Origin of the sequence: Desulfovibrio aminophilus DSM 12254 (assembly GCF_000422565.1) — a bacterium.
Lineage (GTDB): Bacteria > Desulfobacterota > Desulfovibrionia > Desulfovibrionales > Desulfovibrionaceae > Aminidesulfovibrio > Aminidesulfovibrio aminophilus.
In genome coordinates this window covers 115,136-127,933 of sequence record NZ_AUMA01000008.1, presented here as the reverse complement: position 1 = coordinate 127,933, position 12,798 = coordinate 115,136, and the positions used below count along the sequence as shown (strand labels likewise).

The window sequence follows — 12,798 nt, the reverse complement described above, 5'->3', positions numbered from 1 at the left end:
ACCCGAAACCGAGGAGACCCGCATGACCCTGCTGGAAGAAGCCAACACCCTGTTCAAGGATCTGAAGAAGTCCACCCCGGCCCAGTTCGACTCGCTCATGGAGTTCATGAAGAACGCCAAGGCCGACGGAGCGCTGGACGGCAAGGCCAAGAACCTCACCCTGGTGGCCCTGGCCGTGGCCAACCAGTGCGACTGGTGCATCGCCATCCACGTGGCCAACGCCGTGAAGACCGGAGCCTCCCGCGAGGAGATCCTGGAGGCCGCATGGCTGGCCGTGCTCATGGGCGGCGGCCCCAAGCTCCTCTATCTCAAGGTCGTTGTGGACGAGCTTGCCCGACATTTTCCCAAGTGATTGCGGCGAATCCGACAAAAAAAGAGCGGGCCGGAACTGACCGGCCCGCTCTTTTTCGTCATGCGCATTCCGCGCGGCTCAGTGATGGTGGCCGCACTCGTGGCCGTCGCCGTGGGAGTGGCAGACGATCTCGGCGTCCTTGAGCGCCCCGGAGAGCCAAGCCTCGGCGACATCGCGCACCGGCCCGGAGGCCCCGCGCGTGACGTCGATGCCCGCCTGGCGCAGACGCACCACCGCGCCCTCGCCCATGTTGCCGCCCACCAGGGCCGTGACGCCCATCTCAACCAGGGTGGGGATGAGGTTGGACTTGCAGCCGCAGGACGGCGGCGGGGTGAAGCTCGTCTCGCCGACGATGGCCTTGGACTCGTTCACCTCATAGACAGTGAAGGCTTGGCAGTGGCCGAAATGCTCGTCCACCACGCCGTCACGGGTGGGAATGGCGATCTTCGACATGGGTACCTCCGACTCGCCCGGATGGGCGGTATTCTTCGACAGGCCCCTACATAACCACTTGGGATGAAACGTCAACCGAGTGATTTGGTCGGGATTGTCTAGCGCAGGGCCAGCCAGGCCACGGCCAGCAATCCCAGGGCCAGCAGCGCCGCGGCCGTAAACACCGCGGACAGGCCGAAACCCGCGAAGACCAAGCCCATGAGCAATGGGGCCACGGTCTGGCCCAGGCGCAGGAGCATGCCGTTGACGGCCATGACGGCGGCCCGGTTCTCCAGTCCGGCCACGCCCGAGAGCAGGGTCATCAGGCTCGGCAGGTTGAGGCCCTGGGCCAGCCCCAGGAGCATGATCGGCAGCGCGGCGAGCCAAAGCGCGGGCAGTCTGGGCATGAGCAGAAGTGCGGCGATGTAGAGCAGAAAGGACGCGCGCAGGAGCTGGAGTTCGCCGAAACGGCCGGAAAGGCGGCCGAGCTGGGAGGCGGCCAGAGCCGTGGCCAGGGCCGACAGGGAAATGATGCAGCCGGTCTCCACGGGCATGGCCCCGAACTGCTCATGCAGGAGCACGGGCAGATAGGTGACGAAGGCCCCGAAGAGGATGATGAAGGTGCCCAGGGTCAGGGTGAACAGCGAAAGGGCCCGACGCGTGCCCATGCGCGAGAGCGCCGAGCGCATGTAGGCGCCGAAGGGCTGACCCCGGCGCGGCTCGGGATTCTCCAGAAAGAGCGCCACGGCCAGGGCCAAGGGCAGGGCCAGGACGTTCAGCAGGAAAGGCCAGTTCCAGCCCAGGTGGGCCAGCAGGCCGCCCAGGGCCGGGAAGAGGGCCGTGCCCATTGCCTGGACGCCGCCGTTGTAGCCCATGGCCGTGGCCCGCTCACGGCCGTCGAAGAGATCGCCGATGAGCGTGGCGTTGAGCACGCCCAGGGGCCCCGCGCCGATGCCCTGAAGCGCGCGCAGGGCGTAGAGCGCGGGCAGGCTGCGGACGAAGAAGCAGGCTCCCCCCGCCAAGCCGAAGAGGAGCAACGAACCCACCAGCACCTTCTTGCGGCCCAGGCGGTCCGCCAGCACGCCGCCCACCGGGGCCATGAGCACGCCCGGCAGGGTGAAGGCCGTGATGACCCAGCCGATGGACGGAGCCGGGATGGAAAGGTCGCGGATCATCACCGGCAGCGCGGGCATGAGGCCCGCGACGCCCATGATGGCCGTCAGGGTGACGCCGAAGACGAGCTGAAGATTGCGGTCGCGGTACAGCGGTCGCACGGGCGTCAGAGCGCGGCGTCGAGCAGCATGTTGTCGCGATGCACGGCCTCGGGATAGGGAGCTTGCCCCAGAATCTCCTCGATCTCCGAGGTCCGGCGGCCCATGATCTTGCGCAGGTCGGCGGCCGAGTAGTTGCTCAGGCCCACGCCCAGGCCCAGGTCGTCGGGACCGCTGATGCGAACGAGCGCGCCCTTGGCGAAGCGGCCCTCCACCCCGGCGATGCCCGCGGGCAGGAGGCTCTTGCCCCCTTCCGTCAGGGCCCTGGCCGCGCCCGCGTCCACGCGGATCTCCCCCACCGGGTCGGCGTGATAGGCCATCCAGAACTTGCGGTGGGAGACGCGATGGCCGCAGGCCGGAATCCAGGTGCCCATCTCCGCGCCGTCGAAGACCTTCTCCAGCACGAAGGGCGTGCGGCCGGAAACCACCAAGGAGGGCACCCCCAGCTGGGCGGCGCGGCGCGCGGCCCGCAGCTTGGAGTACATGCCGCCCGAGCCCACGCTGGTCTTGCCGCTGCACATGCGGGCCAGGTCCAGGGCTCCGATGTCCTCGATGCAGGTCAGGCAGCGGGCCCCAGGATGCTGGTCGGGGTTCTTGTCGAACACGCCGTCGGCCGAGGTGAGGTTGATGAACAGGTCGGCCTGGATCAGGTCGATGGTCAGGCTGGCCAGGGTGTCATTGTCCCCGAACTCCAGCTCGGCCACGGCCACGGTGTCGTTCTCGTTGACGATGGGGATGACCCGCCAGTCCAGGAGGCGGCGCATGGTGTTGCGGGCGTTGAGGAAACGTTGGCGGTGGCGCAGGTCGTCGCGGGTCAGGAGAACCTGGGCCGTGGCCTTGCCGTAGCGGGCGAAGGCCTCGTCGTACTCGTGCATGAGGCGGCTCTGGCCGATGGCCGAGGCGGCCTGCCTGCCGGGCAGGTCGGTGAGCTCCAGCGCGCTTTCCTGGTTCAGGGAGCGCATGAGGCCTCGTCCGGCGGCCACGGCTCCGGAGGAAACCAGGACCAGCTCCAGGCCCCGGTCGTGCAGCCCGGCCAACTGGTCGGCCAGTCGGTTCACCGCGCGGGGATCAAGCCCCGTCTTCGTGGTCAGGATGGCGCTACCGACCTTGACCACCACGCGCCGGGCCCGTTCGAGGGCCGCTTTCCTGTCCTCGCCTGCGCTCATGACGCCTCGCTCCCTTCGGCCGCGTCCCGGGGCTCTTCGAGGGCCAGGTTGCGCCGCCAGATCTCGTCCACCAGATCCTCCAGCCCGTCGCCGCGCAGGGCCGAGACGAAGAATACCGAAAGCCCGGCCGCGGCGGCTTTGCTCTTGAGGGCGTCCAAGGCCGCGGCGTCCAGGAGGTCGATCTTGTTCACCACCCGAATCTGGTCCTTGCTGGCTAGGCGCGGGTCGAACCGCTCCAGCTCCTCGTCCAGCAGGCGGAAGCCGAGGAACGGATCGTCCTCGCGGATCTCGTCCGTGCCGAGCAGGTGCACGAGGAAACGCGTGCGCTCCACATGCTTGAGAAACTTGTGCCCCAGGCCGAGGCCCTGGCTGGCTCCCTCGATGAGTCCCGGGATGTCCGCGATGACCAGCCGCCGCCCCTCGTCGTCGTGGAGAACGCCGAGGTTCGGGGTCAACGTGGTGAAGGGATAGGCCGCGATCTTGGGCCGGGCCGCCGAGACGGCGGCGAGGAAGGTGGACTTGCCCGCGTTGGGCAGGCCGAGCAGCCCCACGTCGGCCAGGATCTTCAACACCAGGCGCAGATGTTTCTCCTGGCCGGGCCAGCCCTTCTCGGCCCGGCGCGGGGCCTGGTTCACGGCGGACTTGAAATGGATGTTGCCCCGACCGCCGTCGCCGCCCTTGCAGACCACCACAGGTTCGCCTGGGATGGTCAGGTCGGCCACCAGCGTCTCGGAGCCGTCCTCGGCCACCTCGAAAACCTGGGTGCCCACAGGCAGTTCCAGGACCAGGTCGGCGGCATTGGCCCCGAAGCGGTCCTTGCCCATGCCGCCCTCGCCGTTGCGGGCCTCGTAGAGGCGCTTGAGCCGGAAGTCGAAGAGCGTGAGGATGCGTTCGGCGGCCATGAGGACCACGTCGCCGCCCTTGCCGCCGTCGCCGCCGTCCGGGCCGCCCTTGGGGATGTACTTTTCCCGGCGGAAAGATAGGCATCCGTTGCCGCCCTTGCCTGAGCGCACGGTGATGGTGGCTTCGTCGATGAACCGCATGGGGAACCTCTACCCTGCCCCGGGCCCGAGGGCAACGCCGGGGCGCGATCCGCGCGCCGGGACAAAAAAAGGCAGGGGACGCGCGGCGCGCGTCCCCTGCCCCGCTGATGCCGAAAAGGGACTAGGCCTCGGCCGGGAGGATGTGAACCCGGGTCTTGACCTTGTTGTTGCGGGTGTACTTCTCGTACTTGACCATGCCGTCGATGAGGGCGAACAGGGTCCAGTCCTTGCCGACGCCGACGTTCTTGCCGGGGTGGATCTTGGTGCCGAGCTGGCGCACCAGGATGTTGCCGGCCAGAACCTGCTGGCCGCCGAAGCGCTTCACGCCCCGACGCTGGCCCTGACTGTCGCGACCGTTCCTGGAGCTGCCGCCCGCTTTCTTGTGAGCCATGACTGACCTCCTGCTAAGCCTGGATGGACGTGACCTTCAGGCGGGTGAAGTCCTGACGGTGGCCCTGCTTCTTGTGAAAGTCGTTGCGCTTCTTCTTGTGGAAGACGATGATCTTCTCGCCGCGGCCATGGCCCAGCACCTGGCAGGCCACCTTGGCGCCCTCGACGTAAGGGGTTCCGATCTTGGTGTCGCCGGACTTGTCCACGAGCAGAACCTTGTCGATGGCCAGCTCGGAGCCGGATTCGACGTTCAGGAGTTCCACGTTGAACTCGAGGCCTTCCTCGACGCGAAACTGCTTCCCGCCGGTTTCAATGATTGCGAACATGCGTAATCCTCCATCGTTCGAGAAGGGGCAAATTATCCGCAACAGGGGGCGAAAGTCAAGCCCCGGCACACATTTTTTTCATTCCAGGGCCGGGCGGAAAAAATCAATCAAGACGCCATATTGCTTACGGCGTCTTGGCTAGCACCAGAACCTCGACCCGCGCCGCCCCGGCGCGCTTCAGGGTCCGGGCCCCCTCCTCCAGGGTCGCGCCGGTGGTCAGCACGTCGTCCACCAGGAGCACCCGCCGCCCTCCCACCTGGGCCGGATCGGCGACGAAGGCGTCGCGGATGTTCTCGCGTCGACGATGGCCGGGCACTCGGGTCTGCGGCGTGGTCCGCCGCACCCGGCGCAGGGCCCGTGCGGCCAGGGGCACGCCCGCGCGGCGGGAGAGCAGCCGGGCCAGCTCCAGGCTCTGGTTGTAGCCACGCCAGAGCAGCCGCCACGGATGCAGCGGCACGGGGACCAGCACCTCGGGCAGGGGCTCCCGTCCGGGCCGGAAGGCGTTCAGGGCCAGTTCCTGGAGCAGTCGTCCCAGGCCTAGGGAGCGGGCGAATTTGTAGCGCAGAATCAGGTCGCGCAACAACCCCTCGTAGGGCCCGTGAAAATACAGCCGGTCCCAGGGCCGGGGCTCGGCCGAACACTGAAGGCAGAGCAACGGCGGCAGCCCCGGATCCTGGGCCAGGGCCCCGCAGCCGGGGCAGTATCCGCCCCGGCGCGGCGCGAGGCGTTCGGCGCAGACCGGGCAGAGCCGGGCGGGCCCGTCCTGGAGCAGGCCGCAGGCCGGGCAGCGGGATTCCAGCAGGCCCAGGGCGGACAGGCTCCGCCGCAGCCGCTCGAACACGGCTAGTCCTTCTTGGCCTCGGCGGCGTAGCGCTCCCAGGCGGTCTTGCCGAGGTTGAAGAGCGCCTCCGTGGCCGCCTCGTCCTTCTCCAGGTCGCCCACCTTGTCCACGCCCTTGAGGGTCATGGGATCGCGGATCTCCAGGTTGAAGCTGTCCAGGAAGTACTTCAACGTGAGGAGCGCGCCGTCGAAGAGCTTCTCGCCCTCCCTGCGGCCCGCCAGAAGGCAGACATAGGCCGGACGCCGGGGCAGGCCCACCACCTTGGGGTCGCCCTTGTGCTTGGCGGCCCAGACCTGCTGGCTGCGATCGATCCAGGTCTTGAAGATCGAGGGCAGATGATAAAAGTAGATGGGCGAGGAGAAGAACGCGAACGGCGCGGTCATGAGCAGGTCGAACATCTCGGCCGCGTAGTCCTTCTCGGCCAGGATGCAGGGGCTTTCCGGATCCTTCTCGCAGATGCCGCAGGCCGTGCAGGGCAGGATCTTGATCTTGCGCAGGTAGATGGTGTCGGCCTGACCGCCGGCGGCCTCCACCCCGCGCACGAAGAGGTGCGCGGCGTCGTTGCTGTTGCCCTGGGCCTTGTGCGTGCAGGAAAAGACCGCCGCCTTGGGTCCGAGTTCGTCCATGTTGGGCTCCCTAGTAGGTCATGGCCCCAAAGAAGGGGTTGTGGGTTTTCTCGTCCCCGGCGGTGGTGGCCGGGCCGTGGCCGGGATAGAGCGCGGTGGCCGGCGGCAGGGTGAATATCCTGGCCTGGATGGACTCCTGAAGGATCTTCATGTCCCCGCCGGGAAAATCGGTGCGGCCCACGGAGCGCTGGAAGATGAGGTCGCCCACGAAGGCGGCCGCCAGGCCGGGGAAATGCAGGGTCACACTGCCGGGGGTGTGCCCGGGGGTGGGCAGGATCAGGCACGGCAGGTCCAGGAACATGGTCTCGCCCAAGGGCAGGTCGGCGAAGATGAAATCCTCGACCAGCGGCAGGCCCATGACGCCGCCTCGGCCCAATTCGGTCTCCAACAGAAAGCGATCCGCCTCCGGGGCCAGGATCGGCGCGCCCGTGGCCCGGGACAGGGCCGCGTTGCCCGCGATGTGGTCGAAGTGCAGGTGCGTGTTCAGGATGCGCTCCAGCACGAGGTTCCGGTCCTTGAGGAACTCCAGCAGGGGGCCGGGGTCGCCGCCCGGGTCCACGGCCACGGCGCGGCCGTCGCGGGCCAGCAGGTAGCAGTTGGTCTGGAGCATGCCAAGGGGAAAGACGCGGATGTCGGTCACGAAATATCCTCCAAAAGCAGGGCGGAAAGGGGCTTGCGGTCGGCCGAGCCTTTCTGGTCCGGATGGCCCAGGGCCACGACGGCCTGCATTTCAAGGTCCGCGGGGTCCAGGCCCAGGGCCTCGGTGACGCGCGGCTCCTGGTTCACGATCTCGCCGATCCAGACCGCGCCCAGCCCCAGGGAATGGGCGGCCAGGAGCATGTTCTGGAGGCAGGCCCCCGCGCCTTGGTGGTCCTTCATGGGATTGTACATCTCCGACCGGGCCAGGAAGACGCAGATCAGGGCCTGGGCCCGCTCCAGGATGTGGGCGTACTTGGTCAGCCCGGCCAGGGCGGCCCGGCGCGGGTCGTCGCGGCGCAGCACGAGAAAACGCCAGGCCTGGTGATTCAGGCCGCTGGGGGCCCAGCGCCCGGCCTCCAGGATGGCCTCGATCTCCTCGCGGGAAACGGGGTCGCCGCTGTAGCGGCGGATGCTCCGGCGTTCCCTGATGGCCGTCAATACGGGGTTTTCGGCTGGCATGATTCCTCCGACCGGAAGCACCCTAGCCCAAGCCCGGAGCGGCGGCAAGGGTAGGCCGGGCTGGATCGCGGCGAATGCGGCGGGCGTCGGTGACTTTTCCCTCTTCCCGAGCGTATATGGTGTGAGGGGGCCCGCGCGTGAGCCTCCACGACGCCCAGGGGATGACGGAACGCCGGGGAACATGGACGACGACAACGACCTGATCCGGGAGACGCTGGCCGGGAACACGGCGGCCTTCGGGCTGCTCGTGACCCGCTACCAGCGCCCGGTCTACAACCTCATGCTGCGCGCCGTGAAATCGGCCGACACGGCCGCCGACCTGGCCCAGGACACCTTCATCCGGGCCTACGAGAACCTGGAGCGCTTCCGCCCCGGAGCGCGCTTCTTCTCCTGGCTTTACGCCATCGGCCTGAACCGCGCCCGGGATTGGCTGCGGGCCTCGCGCGGCCACCTGGAGGCCGAGCCGGAGACCCTGGATTCGGTGACGGTCTGCGGCGACGGCGGAACCCAGCAGGACGAACTGGCCGCCCTGCTCGACCTCCGGAGGGTGGGCCGGGCCCTGGAGGCGCTGCCTCTGGAGCAGCACGAGGCGCTGGTGCTGTATTACCGTGAGGAACTGCCGCTCAAGGAGGTGGCCCAAATCCTGGGCATTTCCCTGAGCGCCGCGAAGATGCGGGTGAGCCGAGGCCTGGAGCGCCTGCGGCGGACCCTGGAGGTGGACGGTCATGCCTGACGCCGAGCTGAAGACCACTGCATCGTCTGAAATCCTGGACGCGGCCCTGACGCGGGCCATGCGCGACCTGCCGATGGAGGAACCGCCCGTCGGCTTCGCGGCCGGGGTGTTGCGCGGGATCGCGCCCAAGCGGCCCTCTTTCCGGCAGCGGGCCTGGATATGGGCACGCACCCCGCATCCGCTGACCGTCACGCCCCTGCGCCTCGCGGCGGCCGCCTGCCTGCTGCTCCTTCTGGTCCTGCCGGCCCTGCGGGGCGCCCTGCGCCCCGACACGGTGACGGAAACCGCCTCCGGCCTGCTCCCCGTGACCTTCCTCCTGCCCGATCCCGACGGCCGGGCCCGCACCGTGGCGGTCATCGGCTCCTTCAACCGCTGGAATCCGACGGGATTCGAGATGCGCTATTCCGAACGGGAACGGGCCTGGATACTGAAGACGCAACTTCCCCCGGGCAGTCACGAGTACGTCTTCCTGGCCGACGGGCGACAGGCCGTGCCCGACCCGGCCTCGTCCATGACCACGGACGACGGCTTCGGCAACCGCAACTCCGTCCTTTTCCTGGCGAACGGCCATGAACAGAACATTTAGTCTGTTGCCGGCCCTGGCGGCCCTCCTTTGGTTGGGCTGCGCCCCGGTCCTGGCCCAGGATTCCGCGAACGAGGCCGCGCGCCGGGCCCTGGCCTGCGGAGCCCCCGAGGACAGCGTGGCCCGGGTGCTCACCGCCGTGGCCAAGGGACAGGCGACCCCGTCCGAGGGCGAGGCCATCCTCGCGCCCCTGGTCCGGGCCTGTGATGCGGGCCTGCCGCCGGGACTCCTGGCCGACAAGCTGGACGAGGGCCTGGCCAAGTCCGTGCGGCCGGAGGTTCTGCGGGCGGCCCTGGAACGCCGTCTGGACGACCTTCTCTTCGCCCGCGCCCTGCCGAACATCCCCGACGAGGCCGCGCCGCCCGCCGAGGCCCTGGCCGGACTGGCCGAGGCCCTGGCCGCCGGACTTGCGCGGGAGGAGTTGCGCGGGCTGGCTCAGCGCCATCCACAGGCATCCCCGGAGCAATTCTCCCAGTCGGCGCGGCTCATGGCCTTCCTGGCTCGGGCCGGGCTGCCGCCGGAGGACGCCCGGACCGTTGCCGACGCGGGCCTGGAGCGCGGGGGGCTGGCTCCGGAATGGCTCCAGTTTCCCCGCCTGGCGGCGTCCGCCCTGAAACGGGGGACACCGCCCCAGACCGTGCGCGAGGCGGCCCTGGAAACCCTGCGCGACGGCGGAGGCCTGCGTGAGGCCGCGGTCCGTCTGAATTTAACCATTCGCGACTTGGGAACTTCCCCGCGATCTTCGGCAAAATGACGTTCAGCCTGTGACCCTGTCCGAGGACGCCGCGTATATCGGGACATGAGGCGCCTCGTTTCCGGAAACACGATCTCTGGAGCCGGTTCATGAACAAGAAGACGGTCATCATGGTGGCCCTGGCCGCGACGCTCGCCATGACGGGCTGCGCGACCATGCGACAGACCTACAACGCCCAGGTCCGGGGCCCCTGGTACATGAACCAGGGCAAGTACAAGGAGGGCATCGCGGAGTTCGACAGGGAACTCCGGGAGCACCCCGGGGAGCCGGGGACCGCTTATTGGCTGGGGCGCTACCACCTGGCCCTGAACGAGCCCGGTGAGGCCGTGTCCTCCCTGGAGCAGGCCGTGCGCCAGGATCCCGGCGACGCCGACGCACACTTCTGGCTCGGCGTGGGCTACTGGGCCCTGGGCGACCAGGACCGGGAGCGGAGCCAGTACGAGCAAGCTCTCCGTCTGGAGCCCAAGCACCTGGCGGCCAACCTCTACCTGGCCCACAACCTCCTGGACCGCGGGCAATGGGCCGAAGCCGCCGCGCAATACGACAAGGTGCTGCGTCTGGCTCCCGAACAGCCCGAAGCCCTCTACGACCGGGCTCTGGCCCTGGATGAAATGCATCGCACGGACGAGGCCCGGCGCGCCTGGAAGACGTTCCTGGACCTCCATCCCGAAGGCGGGATGGCCCTGGCGGCCACGGACCGGCTCAACGCCAGGGGCGGTTTCGAATACCGCAACGTGTACGTGGGACAACGGCGGACGACCATCAAGGCCGTCGAGTTCGACTCCAAGGGCCGGGTGAGCGCCGACAGCCTGCCCTCCCTGGAGATGCTCGCGGCCATGCTCTCCAACCGCCGCGACATCGTGCTGCACATCGTGACCTACGCCGAAGGCAAACCCGCCCTGGCCAAGGCCCGGGCCCAGGCCGTACGGAAGGAGCTCCTCGCCGCCGGAGACGGGCTGGACGCCGGGCGGCTGCCTCTGAGCTGGTTCGGCTCGGCTGAAAAGGTCGCGGCCGGGGGCAAGACCTGGCGTGTGCGGCAATCCGTCAACTTCGTGACCCAGGTCCGCTGAACAGGCGGACCGGAGGATACAGACATGAACAGTGGAATAAAGATGCTTGGGATCGCCCTGACCCTGGCCCTGCTGCTCACGCCGCTGTCGGCCCGGGCGCAGGACACGACCACTGGCGATACGACCGCCACGGGAGATTCCGCCACGACCGCCGACACGTCGGCCACGGGCGACACCGCCCCGGCCTTCAGCAACCCGGCCCAGGCCGCCAAGGCCGAAGCCTTGGCCGAGGCCGCGGCCGCCAAGGCCGATCTGGCCGCCGAACAGGCCCTGGCCGATCTGGCCTCGGCGCAGCAGGCCCTGGCCGCCATCCAGGCCGATCCCACCGCCGATCCGGCGGCCGTGGCCGCCGCCGAGCAGGCCGTGGCCGAGGCCGAAGCCAAGGCCGAGGCGGCCGCGGCGGCCGTGGGATCGGTGTCCGCCGCCGACATCGCCGGAATGCGCGCGGCGGGCATGGGCTGGGGCCAAATCGCCCATGAGCTGGGAGTGCACCCCAGCACCCTGGGCCTGGGCAAGGCCGCCCAAGTCGCCACCCGTGAGCGCACCCGCACCCAGGCGTCCCTGGGCCTGGCCCTCGGCCAGACCACCCGCAGCATGAAGACCGCCGAGGTCGAGCAGATGACCGTGGAGCAGGCCAAGGGTTCCAAGGCCGTGGGGCTGGCCCACGCCTCGGGCAAGGCGAACGGCTCCTCGTCCTCCGGCAACTCCGGCAAGGGCAAGGGCAACGGCGGAGGCAAGGGCGGAGGCAAGGGCAACGGCGGAGGCAACGGAGGCGGTAACGGCGGAGGTGGTGGCAACGGCGGCGGAGGCGGTGGAGGCAAGGGCGGCAAGTAGTCCCGCCATCCGACTCTCGAACAGACGAAAAAAAGACGGCCCGGTCATCCGGGCCGTCTTTCATTTCTTGGGATCCACCGCTCCGTCCTGGCGCTCCAGGATACGCCAGCGGCCGTCCTCGCGCAGGAGTATGAAGAGGGTGTTCTCGGGCACGTCCTCGTAGGTGTCGGCCACGAAGATGGTATACGTGCCGCTGACCTCGACCCGTACCCGGTCCGGATCGATGGTCTGGAACTTCATGGACAGCTTGTCCATGTCCAGCAAGGCGTTGCGGAACTTCTCGAAGGTCTTGCGCTTGCGCTGGAACTCTCGGAACATCTCGAAGACGAAGGCCTCCTGGTCGCGCACCTGACGGGCGAAGACCTGGGGAAAGGAGTCGTCCAAGGTGATCAGGCGGCGATAATACTCCCGGATCACGCCCACGGCGTCGCCGCCGCGCTGGAATTCCGCCATCAGCTCCGCGCCGTCGCGGTCGCCGCTGGGCTTGCCCCGCGCCGGCGCGGGCGCGGGCTCCGTCGTGAGCACGGCGGCTCCGGCTCCGTGCCCGGTCTTGGCCGCATCCTTGGGCGCACCCTTGGCGGCGGGCCTGGCCGGAGTCTCCGGGCCCTTCTCCAGGGCCTGGGCCAGGGCCGCCGTCGCCGGTCCCTCGGCCTGCGTCTCCGCGGCGGAGGTCTCGACGACCACCTCGCTCAGGCAGGTGGTCTTGGCGTTGAAGAAAACCGAACACTTGTAGACGTCCACGATAACCAGACGCAGCCATGACCCGCGCGCCCCGCCCAGGTCCACCACCTGTTCGTCGCGGGAATCGGCCAGCTCCACCCGCCGCCGCGCGCCGTCCGGGAAAACCAGCTCCAGGGTCTTGACCCGATTGTACTTCTCGAACCAAGTGGGATCCTGCACACCGTTGCGCAGGCGCATCCGTCGCATGCTCACGGTCTCGGGAAAGGTGAACTCCACCCACTCGCCCAGGCCCGGACCCTCGCCGCCCTCGGCCCAGGCCGTGATCGGATCGCCATCCAGGAGATTGTCAGGGCTGAAACCCATGAACAGGGAGGAGGCCGTGGAGGAGGCGGTCACCGAGACCCCCTGGGCCCAGGCCGGAACGCCCCAGCAGGACACGACGAGCAACGCGACGGCGAACAGTTTTCTCACTCCCTCTCCTCCCGGTCCGTGCGACCCTATCCAGGGGCGCCGACCCCGTCAATCGACGGGCGTCGAT

At 68.8% G+C, this 12,798-nt stretch carries 17 protein-coding genes; 6 read left to right on the top strand and 11 right to left on the bottom strand.

The window, feature by feature from the left end:
- Positions 1-22 precede the first annotated feature (22 nt).
- The gene (locus H587_RS0105760) at positions 23-352 is read left to right on the top strand and encodes a carboxymuconolactone decarboxylase family protein (protein ID WP_034608629.1); all 330 of its coding nucleotides are present in this window, start codon (positions 23-25) and stop codon (positions 350-352) included.
- A 78-nt stretch (positions 353-430) separates the two neighbouring features.
- Here H587_RS0105760 and H587_RS0105755 read toward each other — a convergent pair whose 3' ends face one another.
- The 10 genes from H587_RS0105755 to H587_RS0105710 form a co-directional block, all read right to left on the bottom strand.
- Complete coding sequence (locus H587_RS0105755) at positions 431-805, bottom strand: NifB/NifX family molybdenum-iron cluster-binding protein (protein ID WP_027175454.1); 375 nt, start codon at positions 803-805, stop codon at positions 431-433.
- A gap of 98 nt (positions 806-903) precedes the next feature.
- Positions 904-2,058 carry an MFS transporter gene (locus H587_RS0105750; protein ID WP_027175453.1) on the bottom strand — a complete coding sequence of 385 codons (1,155 nt, stop codon included), beginning with the start codon at positions 2,056-2,058 and terminating at the stop codon, positions 904-906.
- Between the two features lie 5 nt (positions 2,059-2,063).
- The gene (gene proB, locus H587_RS0105745; protein ID WP_027175452.1) at positions 2,064-3,221 is read right to left on the bottom strand and encodes a glutamate 5-kinase; all 1,158 of its coding nucleotides are present in this window, start codon (positions 3,219-3,221) and stop codon (positions 2,064-2,066) included.
- On the bottom strand, positions 3,218-4,264 hold the full coding sequence (gene obgE / locus H587_RS0105740; RefSeq protein WP_027175451.1) for a GTPase ObgE: 1,047 nt from the start codon (positions 4,262-4,264) through the stop codon (positions 3,218-3,220). The genes proB and obgE overlap by 4 nt, the downstream gene beginning before the upstream one ends.
- Before the next feature lie 121 nt (positions 4,265-4,385).
- Complete coding sequence (gene rpmA, locus H587_RS0105735) at positions 4,386-4,655, bottom strand: 50S ribosomal protein L27 (protein ID WP_027175450.1); 270 nt, start codon at positions 4,653-4,655, stop codon at positions 4,386-4,388.
- A gap of 13 nt (positions 4,656-4,668) precedes the next feature.
- A complete protein-coding gene (gene rplU, locus H587_RS0105730; RefSeq protein ID WP_027175449.1) occupies positions 4,669-4,980 on the bottom strand; it encodes a 50S ribosomal protein L21 in 312 nt (103 codons plus the stop codon).
- 124 nt (positions 4,981-5,104) lie between these two features.
- Positions 5,105-5,821, bottom strand: a complete 717-nt coding sequence (locus tag H587_RS0105725; protein ID WP_051202477.1) for a ComFC family protein — start codon at positions 5,819-5,821, stop codon at positions 5,105-5,107.
- Between the two features lie 2 nt (positions 5,822-5,823).
- Positions 5,824-6,447: a flavodoxin family protein gene (locus H587_RS17455; RefSeq protein WP_034608628.1), complete on the bottom strand. Its 624-nt coding sequence runs from the start codon at positions 6,445-6,447 to the stop codon at positions 5,824-5,826.
- A 10-nt stretch (positions 6,448-6,457) separates the two neighbouring features.
- Entirely contained in the window at positions 6,458-7,057 is a 600-nt protein-coding gene (locus H587_RS0105715; protein WP_211219491.1) for an MBL fold metallo-hydrolase, read from the bottom strand.
- 26 nt (positions 7,058-7,083) lie between these two features.
- On the bottom strand, positions 7,084-7,605 hold the full coding sequence (locus H587_RS0105710; RefSeq protein WP_027175446.1) for a nitroreductase family protein: 522 nt from the start codon (positions 7,603-7,605) through the stop codon (positions 7,084-7,086).
- Positions 7,606-7,786: 181 nt separating this feature from the next.
- Here H587_RS0105710 and H587_RS0105705 point away from each other — a divergent pair, with 181 nt between their 5' ends.
- From H587_RS0105705 to H587_RS19565, 5 genes are all read left to right on the top strand, one after another.
- On the top strand, positions 7,787-8,338 hold the full coding sequence (locus tag H587_RS0105705) for an RNA polymerase sigma factor (protein ID WP_027175445.1): 552 nt from the start codon (positions 7,787-7,789) through the stop codon (positions 8,336-8,338).
- Positions 8,331-8,924 carry a glycogen-binding domain-containing protein gene (locus H587_RS19570; RefSeq protein WP_051202476.1) on the top strand — a complete coding sequence of 198 codons (594 nt, stop codon included), beginning with the start codon at positions 8,331-8,333 and terminating at the stop codon, positions 8,922-8,924. The genes H587_RS0105705 and H587_RS19570 overlap by 8 nt, the downstream gene beginning before the upstream one ends.
- The gene (locus H587_RS0105695; protein WP_156904465.1) at positions 8,908-9,675 is read left to right on the top strand and encodes a hypothetical protein; all 768 of its coding nucleotides are present in this window, start codon (positions 8,908-8,910) and stop codon (positions 9,673-9,675) included. The genes H587_RS19570 and H587_RS0105695 overlap by 17 nt, the downstream gene beginning before the upstream one ends.
- A gap of 89 nt (positions 9,676-9,764) precedes the next feature.
- Positions 9,765-10,745 carry a tetratricopeptide repeat protein gene (locus H587_RS0105690; protein ID WP_051202475.1) on the top strand — a complete coding sequence of 327 codons (981 nt, stop codon included), beginning with the start codon at positions 9,765-9,767 and terminating at the stop codon, positions 10,743-10,745.
- 24 nt (positions 10,746-10,769) lie between these two features.
- Positions 10,770-11,579 (top strand): hypothetical protein, encoded by an 810-nt coding sequence (locus tag H587_RS19565; protein ID WP_156904464.1) that lies wholly within the window; start codon positions 10,770-10,772, stop codon positions 11,577-11,579.
- Positions 11,580-11,639: 60 nt separating this feature from the next.
- Here H587_RS19565 and H587_RS0105680 read toward each other — a convergent pair whose 3' ends face one another.
- Positions 11,640-12,731, bottom strand: coding sequence for an NADase-type glycan-binding domain-containing protein (locus H587_RS0105680; RefSeq protein WP_027175442.1), 1,092 nt, complete (start codon positions 12,729-12,731; stop codon positions 11,640-11,642).
- Between the last annotated feature and the right edge of the window lie 67 nt (positions 12,732-12,798).

What these genes read in the sequence shown, in the direction of transcription:
- H587_RS0105760 (WP_034608629.1), top strand. Translation starts at nt 23, where the DNA reads ATGACCCTGCTGGAAGAAGCCAACACCCTGTTCAAGGATCTGAAGAAG.
- H587_RS0105755 (WP_027175454.1), bottom strand. Translation starts at nt 805, where the DNA reads ATGTCGAAGATCGCCATTCCCACCCGTGACGGCGTGGTGGACGAGCAT.
- proB (WP_027175452.1), bottom strand. Translation starts at nt 3,221, where the DNA reads ATGAGCGCAGGCGAGGACAGGAAAGCGGCCCTCGAACGGGCCCGGCGC.
- obgE (WP_027175451.1), bottom strand. Translation starts at nt 4,264, where the DNA reads ATGCGGTTCATCGACGAAGCCACCATCACCGTGCGCTCAGGCAAGGGC.
- rpmA (WP_027175450.1), bottom strand. Translation starts at nt 4,655, where the DNA reads ATGGCTCACAAGAAAGCGGGCGGCAGCTCCAGGAACGGTCGCGACAGT.
- rplU (WP_027175449.1), bottom strand. Translation starts at nt 4,980, where the DNA reads ATGTTCGCAATCATTGAAACCGGCGGGAAGCAGTTTCGCGTCGAGGAA.
- H587_RS17455 (WP_034608628.1), bottom strand. Translation starts at nt 6,447, where the DNA reads ATGGACGAACTCGGACCCAAGGCGGCGGTCTTTTCCTGCACGCACAAG.
- H587_RS0105715 (WP_211219491.1), bottom strand. Translation starts at nt 7,057, where the DNA reads ATGCTCCAGACCAACTGCTACCTGCTGGCCCGCGACGGCCGCGCCGTG.
- H587_RS0105710 (WP_027175446.1), bottom strand. Translation starts at nt 7,605, where the DNA reads ATGCCAGCCGAAAACCCCGTATTGACGGCCATCAGGGAACGCCGGAGC.
- H587_RS0105705 (WP_027175445.1), top strand. Translation starts at nt 7,787, where the DNA reads ATGGACGACGACAACGACCTGATCCGGGAGACGCTGGCCGGGAACACG.
- H587_RS19570 (WP_051202476.1), top strand. Translation starts at nt 8,331, where the DNA reads ATGCCTGACGCCGAGCTGAAGACCACTGCATCGTCTGAAATCCTGGAC.
- H587_RS0105695 (WP_156904465.1), top strand. Translation starts at nt 8,908, where the DNA reads ATGAACAGAACATTTAGTCTGTTGCCGGCCCTGGCGGCCCTCCTTTGG.
- H587_RS0105690 (WP_051202475.1), top strand. Translation starts at nt 9,765, where the DNA reads ATGAACAAGAAGACGGTCATCATGGTGGCCCTGGCCGCGACGCTCGCC.
- H587_RS19565 (WP_156904464.1), top strand. Translation starts at nt 10,770, where the DNA reads ATGAACAGTGGAATAAAGATGCTTGGGATCGCCCTGACCCTGGCCCTG.